This is a genomic window from Macrococcus brunensis (assembly GCF_004359615.1).
Taxonomy (GTDB): Bacteria; Bacillota; Bacilli; order Staphylococcales; family Staphylococcaceae; genus Macrococcus; species Macrococcus brunensis.
In genome coordinates, this window is record NZ_SCWA01000018.1 from 26,595 (window position 1) to 40,505 (window position 13,911).

A 13,911-nucleotide genomic window follows, 5' to 3' on the forward strand; every position below is an offset into this window, starting at 1 on the left:
TATTTTTTGTAAACATACGCTCTTTAACTGCCTTTCATATCACTGATTCTGCGACCATTCAGAACCAGTTTTGGAGCGTCAGGGTCATGTCCTTGCAGAGTTGCGACAATTACACTGTCTCCTTACAGGGCCAGTTCGAGATGTTCTCAGCCATGTCCCAGAACAGATATTCATAATAGCTGGTCTTTACGACAATCTCTTCCAACACTTTTAATTCTGCCTCACTCTTACCTTCAGCAGCTTCATTCATCAGCCGGATACAGTCATCCTTCAGTTCAGTGAATTCAGGTGAATGATACATATCCACCCATTCCTGATACACACCAGGATTGTTGTTTGATGCTGCAAGGTGCTCACCAATATAGTGATAGCTCCACGTACAGGCAAGCACTGCTGCTATCGTATATTCAACGCCACCCTGATGAGCCATCTTCAGCATATAGCTGGTATAAGATTCCGTCACTTCAGCCGCTTGCACCGCCTCAAGCTCTTCTTGTGTTATACCGAACTGCGCTGCATAAGAACGGTGTAAGGCCATCTCCGTCGCCAATGTGCCGTGCAGCAGTTCGCCGAAAGTCGTCATCATAGCAAGATCAGTGGCCTTCGAGGCACCGACTGCAAACAATCTCGCATATTCAATTAAATAAATATAATCCTGCTTCAGCCAGTGTTTGAATTTCTCAAGGTCTAATGTCCCATCACCCAGACCTTTAACAAAAGGATGCTCTAAATAAGAATTCCAGATCGGTTCCACTCTCTCAAATAAACGTTCTGTAAACACTTTATCTTCACTCCTCCCCATCCTTTACATACACTTCAACGATAGATAAGTTATCAGTAAAAGTCAAAAGGTTAGAAAATACAACTAATTGTCATGATTATATTTATTACGTTGCTTTTTGAGGGCAGTGTTTCTTGTGAAACAACACAAAAGATTTCAGTACATTTCTTTAAAACTTGTATGCTTATGCAAACTATAGACTATTACTATTAGATTCTTTTATTATCATTTATCGTACGTAAGTCTAATTGTATTGCTTGAAATGAAAATTAATTTATAGTAAAAATTTTCTGTTTGCGTTGCCACAGCAGTTTCGTTATTAATAAATTAAATTTTCTTTATCTGGCAAGTTATACAATCAAGTTAGCCACCTAAGGTAGAGGATACATTAATTGTTTATAAAAAAATACGCCATGACGAGTTCATGTTAATATTGTAGTTCTCACACCGACAATAAAGGAATGAATTCGTATGACGCATATCAATGGTAACACGAAAACCGTTAAGGGCAAACACCTTTCTAGAGATGAACGGATCATCATACAGACGTTGATCAGTGAAGGATATTCAAACAGACAAATAGCTGGAAAGCTCGGTAGAGCGCCACAGACCATTAATAATGAGATAAAGCGTGGCACGTACACACAAAAGAGCCGGCAGGTGCATAACAATAAGACTTACACTTACTACAAGTGCGTCTATTCACCTGATTTTGCCCAGGATAGATACTTTGAAAATCGTATCAAGTCAGGACGTCGTCCTCTTCCCGTTACAGATAATCCCTTTGTTGAATGGGCGGATAATCTGATGATACATGAGGGGATGTCTCCGGCTTCCGTTATTATGATGGCTAAGAAAGCTGAGCTCTTTCCAGAAAGATTCATCCCCTGTATAAAGACACTCTATAACTCGATTGACAGAAAGCTGATAAAGACGCGTAATATCAATCTTCTGATGAAATTGAAGCTTAAGAATAAGAAGCCGGCAGGCTTTACTCGCATCGATAAAAAATTACTGGGACAGTCCATCGAACTACGTCCTCGTGCAGTAGATACACGTACGACCTTCGGACACTGGGAGATAGATACTGTAGTCGGTCAGAAGTCTGCCGAAGATCAGGTTCTCCTCACCATGGTTGAGAGAAAAAGCCGGTATGACCTTATCTTAAAGATTGATGGTAAACAAAGTTGCCATGTAGTCAATGCACTACGTCATCTGATAAAAGAAACAGGAGATGCTTTCCCTAAAATATTCAAGTCCATTACATCAGATAACGGACCTGAATTCAGCGATCTTTCTGAATGCCTGAGGGGATTATCAGAGGTCTACTTCAATCACCCCTATGCCTCCTGGGAAAGAGGGACGAAAGAAAATCAGCACAGATTTATTCGCCAGCATATTCCTAAAGGTATCCCCATTTCAACTGTAACAGCTTCTAACGTCCATAAAATCCAGGAATGGATGAACAGATATCCACGCAAGATACTAAATGGACAGTCAGCGATGGAAGTGTTTTTGAAAGAACTAATTAAAGAGAACATACTGAGTGAATCCCTAGGATTCTATATGAACTAGATTTGTCAGAGTGGCTAACTTGTAATTGCAATTTAGAATGTGTTTTTTAATATTAAGTAGAAGGTATTTATAAAATTATTGAATTTTTAACAATATCATTGATAGGGGGAACCTTATCAAAAACTTCATCATTTATGGTAAGCTTCAGCGTATCATTTAGAAGTGCGATTAATTTATAGTATTCAAAAAAGACATGCCAAAATGACATGTCTTTCGCCTCTATCCGCGTGGTTAGACGCAGCAAGGTAGGGCTTCCCTTATTCCTTATTCACTATAATAATAGATATTCAATCTATTCGCAAGTGTTTAATTTAATATAGTGATTAACAACCATACTTATACTATCAACATATTTTATTATATAATCGTAATTATTATAATAATCTCTATTTAACAATAACCTTTCTAATAATCTTTGAAGATTACTAGAAGCTCTATTTTTTATTGATTGATTACAATACTTATTATGAATCATTAATAACGTTGCAATATCAATAAAAGGTTTAGATTGTTTATAGTGTATGTCAATTTTATGCAAACTAAAATAACTATTTAATTCTGGAGTAACATTAGTATCATCAAATAATGGAACATTAATTACAGAATTATGTGCGCAACTATTTCTGATATTCCTTACTAATACCAACTGATTACTAGCCAACTTTAATCTCCTATTTTTAGAGACTTCATAATAAAAAGTTACGAATCTTTCAAAATGATAAAAACTCATAATTTCAAAAGCTACCCAATAAGGAGTGGCTTGATAAAACTTTTTCCATTCTGGATAAACTTCGTTTTTATTCATTTTATATTTAAAAATATCTCTCTTAGTAATATTTGTTTTATCTATAAATTGATCAATTATATTATATCCATCTTCATTTGGGGTCATACTTAAATATTTGTTTAATATAACCTTTAAAGAATGCTCTATATCTAATGTTAGTTGTAGTAATGTATATCTCATTTCCATATCAATAGATGCTAAGTCCGATAAACAAGCAAATTCTACATTATAGCTGCCATCTATATTTTTCATAAAACTTTTCCGAAAATAGAATAGTTTAAAAAGATAAGTTTTATCTAGCAGAATGTTTTGTGCATCTTCTTCGTTAATAATATTGAAATATATTCCTTTGTCCTTTAACTTCTGGATTTGTGCTACGATAGTTAGCTTGTTTTTCATTAATCATCACCTAATGAATTTTGTATTAAATTCATTATAACATAAACAAACGAACGTATGTTCTATTTATGATAACTTTCAGCGTATCGGTTAAGAGTGAGGTTAATTATTATAAATGCCAATTCTTTTTATAAGAGAATTGGCATTATATATTATTCTATTTCTTCCTGTTTAACATTATTTCTTTGATAGCCACTATTAATTATGAATACACTTCCATCTTCATAATATGGTATGATAGCTAATTCATTTCTAATTATAATTTTTTGATTTTTAATACAGGGAGTATATTATTTATTTTTGAGCCTAATCAAGCGCATACTATTTAGCGTGACAATCAAAGTAGCCCCAATATCTGAGAAGATGGCAATCCATAATGTTAACCAACCAGGTATGACAAGTAGTAAAGCAATTAGTTTAATAATCAGAGAAAAAGCAATATTCTGTTTAATAATTTTTAATGTCTTTTTACTTAACCTAATAGTATAGGGAAGTTTCTTCAAGTCATCTGACATCAATGCAATATCAGCAGTTTCTAACGCAGTATCTGTGCCTGATCCTCCCATCGCAATTCCAATATCAGCTGCTGCAAGCGCCGGAGCATCATTAACTCCATCACCAATCATCGCAATTTTATGCTGTTTCCTTGTTTCACGTATGATATTTAGTTTATCTTCAGGTAGCAAGTTAGCATGGACTAATGTCAATCCTGTACGTCTTCCGATAGCTTGACCTGTTCTTTCATTATCACCTGTCAACATCATCGTGTTAAGTTTCATCTGCTTCAACTCTTTGAGAACGGCTGTCACCTCAGGTCTTAGCCCATCGGCTACTGCAATGATTAGTTCAATTTTATCACTACCGAATAACATCACTGTCTTACCATCTGTCTGTAACGTTTCGATTCTCTCATCGCCACCGAATCCAAGCGACTCAAATAAGGACGGGCTACCTATATAATATGTCTTACCCTCGATGTCGCCCTTCACACCTTTACCTGTAATCGACTGGAAGTTTTCAACTGTTACAGCTTGATAGGATAACTGCTCTTCCTCTGCTTTACGAACGATAGCTGACGCCAGAGGATGCTGCGAACCATTTTCAAGTGCAGCTGCTTTGATAAGTGAATCATTATCATCAGGGAAGATATCTGTGACTACAGGAATCCCCTCCGTCAATGTACCAGTCTTATCAAAAGCAATCGTATCAATATGACCAGCTTCTTCGAGGTGTATTCCACCTTTGATTAGGACGCCTTGACGTGCTGCATTACCAATAGCAGTAACTATTGCAACGGGTGTAGAAACGACAAGGGCACATGGACATCCAATAATTAATACGGCAAGACCTTGGTACAACCAATCATGCCATGAACCATTCAGCAATAACGGGGGAATCAGCATGACTAATACAGCGATTATCATAATGGCAGGCGTATAGTATTTAGCAAATTTATCGACGAATGCCTGAGAAGGAGCACGTTCTGCCTGTGCTTCCTCAACCAGATGTATGATCTTAGAAATCGTCGTATCTTCTACTAGTTTTGTGACCTTGACTTCAATAAGCCCTTCTTCGTTTAAAGTTCCTGCAAAAACTTCATCATTTATACCTTTGGCTACCGGTACACTTTCCCCAGTTATAGCAGCCTGATTGATTGTAGAATGACCTTTAATAACAATACCGTCCATTGCCACTTTCTTACCAGGTTTGACGATCATGATATCACCGATTCGAATATCTGTGACATTCATTGTCTGTTCAGCACCATCTATTCGAATCAATGCCTCTGATGGTGAAACATCCATCAGAATATTGATAGATTGTCTCGCTTTATCCATTGAATAGCGCTCCAATGCTTCACTTATCGCAAACAGGATGACAACAGTCGCTCCTTCCTGCCATTCTCCGATTAAGGCTGCACCGATAACCGCAATCGTCATCAATGTATTCATATCAAATTTCAATCGAATCAAGTTTTTAAATCCGGTGATGAAAAGAGAATATCCTCCTATGATGATTGCCACCAGATAACCGATTGTCGGCAGAATATGCTTCTCTCCTAAATTAAAGGAAAGAATCAGGCTGATAAGAACGATGACAGCAGCCACGTAGACAGGATAATTCTCTTTCTTCTTCCAGAAACTTTCTTTTTCGATTTTGCGTTCACTGATATCTCTCACTTTAACATTATCGAATGCGCCGGCTTTTTCCATCTCCGCAATCGTCGCATCTCCAGTGATGTAAATCTTCGCAGCCGTATGATTAACTTCTGCATCGACCACATTTGGTAAAGCTTTTAAATTAGCTTCATATGTCTTTGCACAACTTGAACAAGAAAGATTTTGTATACGATAGGATTTTCTCTCATTATTCGTATTCATGCGATTTCCTCCATATGTTCAATGGTCATTTCCATGATTTGTCTGACGTGTTGATCATCAAGACTATAGTGAACAAGTTTTCCTTCTTTTCTAGTTTTCACAACTCCTTTTTTATGAAGCTTTCTTAAATGACTTGAGGCATTAGCAATGGAAATTTCTAGAATACAAGCTATATCACACACACATAACTCTTCTTCTGTACATAAAGCACTTACAATTTTTGAACGATTGTCGTCAGCAATCACTTTTAGAAAGGAAGTTACTTTCTCCAAAGGCAATTGATTTAAGTGTTTCTTCACTCTGTCGACCTGTTCTTTATTATGACAAATGACATCACATTTATATGAATTCATATTAACAACTCCTTATTCAATTTATTAGTTGAATGTAGTATATTATAATAAGGGATAATAATCAATTATATATTTGAATAAGGAGAAATAATTAATATGAAAAAATTTATTTTATTACTACTTTTAAGTGTGCTAGCTGGGTGTGGAAATTTAAAAATACAAGAAGGCTATGGCAATACATTATCAGAATTTAAAGCAACTGATGAGAATGGAAAAATATTTAATACTAAAGATATGCAGGGAAAAGTATGGCTTGTAGATTTTATATTTACCAATTGTGAGACAGTATGTCCACCTATGACTAAAAATATGAGTGATGTTACAGAAGAGCTTGAGAAAAAAGGAATAAAAAATTATGGAGTTCTTAGTATGAGTGTCGATCCAAAAGTAGATTCTCCGAATAAGTTGAAAGCTTATGTGAAAGATTTAGATCAAACAGGAGGGAAATGGAAGCTTGTAACAGGTTATAAACCAAAAGATATAGCTGATTTTGCAGTTGAAAATTTTAAAACAATAGTTGCTGCTCCAACAATAGGAACCAACCAAGCAACTCATGGTACTTCATTTTACTTAATCGATCAAAATAGAAAAATAATAAAAGATTATATCGGTAAAGATACTGGAGAAGAAAAGTTTCCTAAAAATGAAATAGTGGAAGATGTACAAACATTAGTTGACAAAGGGCCAATAAAGTAATTTTTGTTCATAAATCCATTAATTACCTTACTAATACTATCAATATATTTTATTACATAATTGTAACTATAATAATAATCTCTGTTTAATGATAACCTTTGTATTACTTATACTGATTACTTATGTTGTCGCAATTGATATGGTTTACTTTTTACTATAATGTTTGGAAAATAAAATAACAAACACTAATAGAAAGGATGAGAAACATGGTAGTATCTTACAGATTGCTTACTTGGTCTGTCAACATAATATTGGACAGTTTTTATAGAATATTTCTTTATATTCCCTTGGTGTTAGATAATTTAATGCGCCGTGCGGCCTGACATTGTTATACCAGTTCACATAATCAAAAAGTTCAATATTCAAATGATCAGTAGATTGAAAGTTATATTGATTGATAAATTCAGTCTTCATCGCTTTAAACGTAGTTTCAGCTACTGCATTATCGTATGGGCATCCTTTCATACTTAGCGATCTCTGGATACCAAAGGTATCAAGCACTTCATCAATAAGATGATTATCAAACTCTGAATCGTCTACACTTCATTGGACATATTATAAGAGAATCAACTAGAATATAACCGCATCACTTATGATACGACTCTCTCAAAGGAATCCTAAACTAATTTATTTAAATACATTCATTTTGCATATACTTAGTTTTATTTATGGTAGGCCTGAGCGTATCGTTTCAAACAGCGGTTTATAGTTTCTGTATAGCTTAAATAATATTATAATCAATATAATGTTTCCTAAGGAACAATGTTAATGAAATGGGGTTATTGAATGTGTATAGTTTATTTCGTTAGACATGCAAAGAGGGATACAAGCATTCAAACCGATGAAACAGCTCCACTAACTGATAAGGGCCTCAGAGATGCTGATCAGCTAAAGTACTTCTTTAGTGATAAAAATATTCAGACTATTTACAGCAGCCCGTACAAACGCACTATTGATACTATTGAACCTACTGCTTTATCTTTAGATTTATCCATCAATATTATAGATGAATTTCACGAAAGAAAAATCGGTGCTTGGATAGATGATTTTCCTATATTTGCTGAACAGCAGTGGAAAGATTTTAATTATAAACGTCAGAATGGAGAATCTTTAGATGAGGTGGGAGAACGTCTATTAGATTCTTATCAAAAACTTGAACAAGAACTAAATAGTGATGTCATTATCTGTGGACATGGAACAGCATTTGCGGTACTATTCCATCACCTGACAGATGGAGAATTTGGTTTTGAAGAGTGGAAACAAATGAAAATGCCGGATTTGTATAGCTATGAGGTTGGAAGCAAGGAACTGAAGAACTTAAATTTTTCTGAGGGAGTACCGAAATGATAAATAAAACAAGAATCATTTGGTTAAATGGTGCTTTTGAGGTAGGTAAAACAACAGCAGCAGAGACACTAGTAAAAATTATACCCCACTCTTTCCTTTTCGATCCTGAAGTTGCAGAAGGTTATATCAATCATGTTATACCTGATGATATCAAGTATTCAGATTTTCAAGACCATTATGAATGGCGCATGATTAATCGTATGATGATAAATAAACTTCTCCAGCAATATACAGGTATCATTATTATTCCTATGACTATAACAAATGAAGATTATTTCTATGAAATAACTAAAGACATTGATTCTGCTGCTATTAAAAACTTCTTATTAGCAGCAGACAGAAAAACTCTTGAAAGTAGATTGATAAAACGTGGTGATAATATAGATTCATGGCCTCATCAACAAATAGAGAGATGTCTAAAAGCTTTTAATAATACACTCATATATCAAGTGATTGATACTAGCAATAAAGAAATTGATGAAATCGTTTCATCTATCCTCATAGAAATTAATTGAGAAGATTATCTTAGTCATATTTATTCAATTTCTATGACTCCAAATTCTCCTGTCTTTATTTTATATCTTTGTTTTTTATTGCTGTATTCAGTCCTATGTACGAGATTTTGGATAACTTCGAATACACCTGAATGTGCCACAATTACGATAGACTCTTCATTATCATTATCTTTAATAATTCTGGTCCAATATTGCTTGATTCTTTCATAAAATTCTTTAGGACTCTCACCTTCCGGATATTTTTCATCCCATTTCAAAGTATTCCAATAAAGATCTGGAAATCTTTCTTCTGCAACCTTATTATCCATTCCAGCTAATAATCCATTATTCACTTCTCGAAGTTCTCTACAATAAGTGACTTTATCTAAATTTAATATACTTCTTAATATAGCAGTAGTTTCAACTGCTCTTAGTAAATCACTACTTAATACAGCATTAAACTTTACATCTCCAAGTAGATGAGCCGCCTTTTTAATTTGTTCTACACCACTTGAAGTTAAAGGTTCATTAGACCATCCGCCTCTTTTGTTTAATGTATCTTGTCCATGTCGCAGAAGATATACTTTCATAAATCCTCCTCTTTTTAACTATTAATTAAATGCTTTTTTATCGTCTGTTTAACAATGCACCCAAACACTCAAAATATGTACTGCTATAAGGGAGAAAATCATCTCTGGTAAATAATATTTCTTCCTCATCAGATATTTGATAGCCTGAACAGCTTTTAGAATGATTTAAGCAAAAATTATAGAAATCCTTCTTATTTACTTTTATTAAGGCTTCAACCTCAGCGTCATGTTTAATCTTTTTAAGCTCCTCTGCTAAAATTTCGAGCGTATAGATATTAATAAATTCTTTATCAATCATTTCAGGAGTTGTGAGTTCTTCAGGAATTGTGCAAAGAAAGATTAGCCTTTCAAAAGATACATTAAGACCCATTTCTTCTTCAATCTCACGCACACCATCTTCCACTGTCTCTGTACTCAATAAATGTCCACCTACTGTCACGTCGACCATACCTTTATAATCTTTGACATGCATACTTCTCTTCTGCAGAAATATGTCATCACCTTGCGTAAATATGCATTGGAAAGTTTCATGCCACTCTCCCCATTGATGAACATGTGATCTTTCACTTGTCCCTTTAAATTTTCTATTCTTATAATAAATATTTAGTCGTTCACTCATAAAAACTACCTCAGCTATAATGATTTAATAAAAACTCGTGAACAATCTTAGGTGGCGCTATATTCTTTGGCAAATCAGTCATATCGAAGAATCTAAGTTCTTCCGTTTCAGATTGTTCTGGTATAAGAATCCCCTCAAAGCTCTTTGATTCATAAAGAGCTATTACAGAATAAGCTTCATCTCCATTTGGATAGGTGTAATGTAACTTATCTCCAGAAAATAATTCAAGTAGTTTCAAATCCTTAACCACCAATCCAGTCTCTTCAAGTACTTCACGTTTTGCGACATCTTCAAATGATTCTCCCAAATTCATGGCCCCTCCAGGAAGTCCAAAGATTATTATCTTTTCGTAACTGCAAAAGAACTTGATTCTCACTATTGATAATTAAAACTGAAGAGCCTGCTAGAATAATCGGTTTATGACCGACCATTTCACGTATGTATTTCACATAATCCATCATACTCACTCCTCTATCCGCAACTTTTTATATAAAATGTCAATATCCTCTTTTGTCCCTATAAAGTTCGGCCAAGCATCTATTCCATCATTATTTTTTCTCGGAATCAGATGGATATGAAAATGAGACACTGACTGATCTGCCGCTACACCATTTGCGTTCAATAAATCCACAGAAAATTACAATCAATTCTCTTCAAAATCGAGGTTAATTGGACTTTTAGGTAAATTATTTTCTTTTTTTAATGTATCTGTAGAAGCTATCGAATAATCAACTTCTTATATTGAGAACTGATCAACCCATACCTTTCCCTGTCCTATCAAAAGAACTCCAAAATGAATAGAATCAGCAGCTTCTCCTACATCAAGTACTACACCATAATGATTCCAGTTATTGGTGCCTGTAATTGCTCTATCAAACATGTTGTCAAATTGCAGCATATCTGAATTTTCATCATCAATCCAATTCTCTACTTCTTCTTTACTAAATGGATGATCATAGTATTGCATGGATTCAGGATCAGAGAATACCTTAGCTAAATCATCTTTATCTTCTATTCTCAATTCACGTAGAATTAACCGTTCCGTTTCCATTACTGACATATTTATCACACCTCTAATGTCATATTTTAAGACTTACACATTCATTCTGTATTGTTTTAACTTTTCGATAACCATTAAATTAGTCGCTAAATCTTGTTTTACAAATTTATATTCTTCATCAGTTAAACCCGTATTATAGCCGGCTAGACTCACTTCTTCTTTGTAACGGATAACATCTGACTTAGCTTGTTCAGGGTTTTGATTAATCAGAAATTTCATTAACTTCACTTCGTCTTCATCTGTAAAAACAGGTATATAGGAAAGATGTCTTTCCCACAACCATCCTTCGCTATCCAAATTCTGTAGCTTCATTAAAAATAAGCTAAGCTGTAATTTTATCGAATCCCTAATATAGTAATTAAAACGATTAGTAAATTGTCCACCAAATTTAAAAACATTTAATGCTGAATCGCTCGGATATATTACAATTCCTCTTGCTTCATCAATATATCTAGCATAATCCCAGTACAAAACCGTTGAGTGAAATTTGACATTTACCCTTAACATAGAACTCCTTCCGTTCATATGGACAAAAGAGAAATTAAGAGGCATTGAGTTTTCTGCTTCATATTCATCTATCATTTCAACTGTAAATTCCGGATGCAATAGGTAGTACCACGACATGCCATCTGCATTAGAATTCATTAACTTCCAGTTATTTACGTCATTTAAATATCGTCTAATTCTTTCTATCGGATCGGGCAATAAGCCTAAACGATATTTCATTAGATTCTCAACCTCTGTAATTGAGGCAGCACCTTTGTGAGAAGTATTGCTATCTTGATTTCTGGTATAAATAGTACGGCTCCGTAAATAAACGTTACCTTGTCCTTTTGGCTTAACATCTTCAGCAAGTGTAAAAGGAACATGAGTTGATTTTGGAATTATAATAATATCTATTTCAACATCGTCAATAGTTATCGTTTGAAGTTTAATATCAGGAGCCCCATATCCTTCCCACTTCTTAGTTCGTACATAATCATTTAGTTGCTGCTGATTTCTTCTGAAACTCTCATTGTTAAAACCAACTAATTCTCCATCATCTGAAACTCCAATGATAAGATATGCATCCCGATTTTCCATATTATTTGCTAGACAGATAATGTCGTGCAACAACTTATGATTATTTTCTTTCGAATGATGCTCCAGCTTATAATCCCAATAACTACCCTCGTACCTTAACTCAATTAATTCTTTAATTTCTTCAATAAATAAGTTCTCACTCATAGTAAAAATCACCCCTTATATTTTTTATAGGCATAATTTCAAGAACGAATAATTCATCACCATCTATAACTATTATCATTAAATTTGATATCTTTAGTAAAGGTTTCATCGAGCAAGTACTTAATTAAATCCTCATGTTGGTATTCGTTTAAACCATTCTCAATGTGATTTTCGTTTTCTAACCATTTTAATGTCTTCTTGTACCACAGTACTTCTTCCATAGTAGCTTTAGGTACTTTCTTACGTTTTATAAATTCAGTGAGCGCATGCAGTTCTTTATCCATCTTGTATTCATAAATGAGCTCCTTAATTGCTTGGAACTCACGCTCCCTGTTCTTTTTAAGCCTCTCTAATTCAGCTTCTTTTCTCTTTCTTTCTGCCACTTCTTTATCATGTTCAATCTTAGCTTCATGCAAGAGTTTAGCCAATTCAAAGATTCGGGAAAATATCAGTTTTATGAGCTCATCCACCTCATACTTCCCCTGAAATGTTTTCTCGATGCCATAATTTCTATCATCCCAAGGATAACGACCCGTGACTTCACACCTAAAATAACCCGTTGGCTCATCAATATGAGATGGGTACTTACCTTCAGCATTCTTGGTACGGATATTCTTATCCCTGAAATGCAGTGCAATAGTGAACTGGTCTGCATATACAGTATGACCGATATTACTCTTATCAAATATATCGGTCACCTCTTGATCAGTCTTTATATTAACTAAAATTCTTTCTTTATCTACTGCAATGGAGCATCCAGCTTCCTCTAAAGCTTTAAATAAGGTGTCACAGATTAAGTAGTACTTCGGAAGTGTAGTGTCAGAAATGTGCCACGTATTTAACACAACTGGCTTATCTCTATTCATATAGACACTATATCTATGCGGATTCCGATCTGCCTCTTTCTTTAATCTTTTCTCTTCTCTCTCGTAATCACGATGCTTCACAATCAGTTTATGATATCGTCCTACTTTTTCAGGAATCTTCAAATTCATATAAATCTTATAGATATCTTCTTTTTTCTCTTCATCAAAATACGACCATTTTTCAAATAACTTTGCTTTTGGTCTGTCAACATAATATTGGACAGTTTTTATAGAATATTTCTTTATATTCCCTTGGTGTTAGATAATTTAATGCGCCGTGCGGCCTGACATTGTTATACCAGTTCACATAATCAAAAAGTTCAATATTCAAATGATCAATAGATTGAAAGTTATATTGATTGATAAATTCAGTCTTCATCGCTTTAAACGTAGTTTCAGCTACTGCATTATCGTATGGGCATCCTTTCATACTTAGCGATCTCTGGATACCGAAGGTATCAAGCACTTCATCAATAAGATGATTATCAAACTCTTTGCCTCTGTCTGTATGGAACATCTGTACCTCTCTTAAATCATGTCTGATAGTACTAAGAGCTGCTGAAACAAGACGACTATCTTTACTGGGTCCTGCCACTGTAGCCAACAATTTGAATCGTCTACACTTAGTTGGACAATTTCTATGTGAATAGATATTGTTAATCTAAGAAAGTAGGCGATTTATTTATGTCACGTGAAAGAAGAAGTTTCAGTCCAGAATTCAAATTACAGATGGTCA

At 34.4% G+C, this 13,911-nt stretch carries 16 protein-coding genes and 1 pseudogene; 4 read left to right on the forward strand and 13 right to left on the reverse strand.

The genetic code is table 11. The features are described from left to right. Nucleotides 1-109: 109 nt before the first annotated feature. On the reverse strand, nt 110-802 hold the full coding sequence (tenA, locus tag ERX27_RS09280; RefSeq protein ID WP_133432559.1) for a thiaminase II: 693 nt from the start codon (nt 800-802) through the stop codon (nt 110-112). Nucleotides 803-1,252: 450 nt separating this feature from the next. Between tenA and ERX27_RS09285 the strand changes: the two genes are divergently transcribed. Continuing rightward, the gene (locus tag ERX27_RS09285) at nt 1,253-2,356 is read left to right on the forward strand and encodes an IS30 family transposase (protein WP_133432560.1); all 1,104 of its coding nucleotides are present in this window, start codon (nt 1,253-1,255) and stop codon (nt 2,354-2,356) included. Between the two features lie 292 nt (nt 2,357-2,648). Here ERX27_RS09285 and ERX27_RS09290 read toward each other — a convergent pair whose 3' ends face one another. The 3 genes from ERX27_RS09290 to ERX27_RS09300 all read right to left on the reverse strand — a co-directional run bounded on the left by ERX27_RS09290 (nt 2,649) and on the right by ERX27_RS09300 (nt 6,276). Further along, on the reverse strand, nt 2,649-3,542 hold the full coding sequence (locus tag ERX27_RS09290) for an Abi family protein (protein WP_133432561.1): 894 nt from the start codon (nt 3,540-3,542) through the stop codon (nt 2,649-2,651). Nucleotides 3,543-3,832: 290 nt separating this feature from the next. Further along, nucleotides 3,833-5,923 carry a heavy metal translocating P-type ATPase gene (locus tag ERX27_RS09295; RefSeq protein WP_133432562.1) on the reverse strand — a complete coding sequence of 697 codons (2,091 nt, stop codon included), beginning with the start codon at nt 5,921-5,923 and terminating at the stop codon, nt 3,833-3,835. After that, complete coding sequence (locus tag ERX27_RS09300) at nt 5,920-6,276, reverse strand: ArsR/SmtB family transcription factor (protein ID WP_133432563.1); 357 nt, start codon at nt 6,274-6,276, stop codon at nt 5,920-5,922. The genes ERX27_RS09295 and ERX27_RS09300 overlap by 4 nt, the downstream gene beginning before the upstream one ends. Nucleotides 6,277-6,372: 96 nt before the next feature. Between ERX27_RS09300 and ERX27_RS09305 the strand changes: the two genes are divergently transcribed. Further along, nucleotides 6,373-6,972: an SCO family protein gene (locus ERX27_RS09305; RefSeq protein ID WP_133432564.1), complete on the forward strand. Its 600-nt coding sequence runs from the start codon at nt 6,373-6,375 to the stop codon at nt 6,970-6,972. 240 nt (nt 6,973-7,212) lie between these two features. Here the strand turns inward: ERX27_RS09305 and ERX27_RS09310 are convergent. Then, nucleotides 7,213-7,500 (reverse strand): annotated as a pseudogene (locus tag ERX27_RS09310) (transposase); the annotation flags it as partial. A 258-nt stretch (nt 7,501-7,758) separates the two neighbouring features. Here ERX27_RS09310 and ERX27_RS09315 point away from each other — a divergent pair. Both ERX27_RS09315 and ERX27_RS09320 read left to right on the forward strand, forming a co-directional pair. Further along, nucleotides 7,759-8,319 carry a histidine phosphatase family protein gene (locus ERX27_RS09315; RefSeq protein ID WP_133432566.1) on the forward strand — a complete coding sequence of 187 codons (561 nt, stop codon included), beginning with the start codon at nt 7,759-7,761 and terminating at the stop codon, nt 8,317-8,319. Further along, complete coding sequence (locus tag ERX27_RS09320) at nt 8,316-8,834, forward strand: tunicamycin resistance protein (RefSeq protein ID WP_133432567.1); 519 nt, start codon at nt 8,316-8,318, stop codon at nt 8,832-8,834. The genes ERX27_RS09315 and ERX27_RS09320 overlap by 4 nt, the downstream gene beginning before the upstream one ends. 20 nt (nt 8,835-8,854) lie before the next feature. Here ERX27_RS09320 and ERX27_RS09325 read toward each other — a convergent pair whose 3' ends face one another. From ERX27_RS09325 to ERX27_RS09360, 8 genes are all read right to left on the reverse strand, one after another. Continuing rightward, nucleotides 8,855-9,403, reverse strand: a complete 549-nt coding sequence (locus ERX27_RS09325) for a histidine phosphatase family protein (protein ID WP_133432568.1) — start codon at nt 9,401-9,403, stop codon at nt 8,855-8,857. A gap of 37 nt (nt 9,404-9,440) precedes the next feature. Next, nucleotides 9,441-10,022, reverse strand: coding sequence for an NUDIX hydrolase (locus ERX27_RS09330; RefSeq protein ID WP_133432569.1), 582 nt, complete (start codon nt 10,020-10,022; stop codon nt 9,441-9,443). Nucleotides 10,023-10,032: 10 nt separating this feature from the next. Then, on the reverse strand, nt 10,033-10,335 hold the full coding sequence (locus ERX27_RS09335; RefSeq protein WP_243715886.1) for an NUDIX domain-containing protein: 303 nt from the start codon (nt 10,333-10,335) through the stop codon (nt 10,033-10,035). A 150-nt stretch (nt 10,336-10,485) separates the two neighbouring features. Then, complete coding sequence (locus tag ERX27_RS09340; RefSeq protein WP_133432570.1) at nt 10,486-10,653, reverse strand: HIT domain-containing protein; 168 nt, start codon at nt 10,651-10,653, stop codon at nt 10,486-10,488. A 105-nt stretch (nt 10,654-10,758) separates the two neighbouring features. Further along, on the reverse strand, nt 10,759-11,082 hold the full coding sequence (locus tag ERX27_RS09345; RefSeq protein ID WP_133432571.1) for a GNAT family N-acetyltransferase: 324 nt from the start codon (nt 11,080-11,082) through the stop codon (nt 10,759-10,761). A gap of 33 nt (nt 11,083-11,115) precedes the next feature. Continuing rightward, nucleotides 11,116-12,309 carry an AlbA family DNA-binding domain-containing protein gene (locus ERX27_RS09350; protein ID WP_133432572.1) on the reverse strand — a complete coding sequence of 398 codons (1,194 nt, stop codon included), beginning with the start codon at nt 12,307-12,309 and terminating at the stop codon, nt 11,116-11,118. A 56-nt stretch (nt 12,310-12,365) separates the two neighbouring features. Then, nucleotides 12,366-13,304, reverse strand: coding sequence for a hypothetical protein (locus tag ERX27_RS09355; protein WP_133432573.1), 939 nt, complete (start codon nt 13,302-13,304; stop codon nt 12,366-12,368). A gap of 76 nt (nt 13,305-13,380) precedes the next feature. Continuing rightward, entirely contained in the window at nt 13,381-13,770 is a 390-nt protein-coding gene (locus ERX27_RS09360; protein WP_243715887.1) for an integrase core domain-containing protein, read from the reverse strand. Nucleotides 13,771-13,911 lie beyond the last annotated feature (141 nt).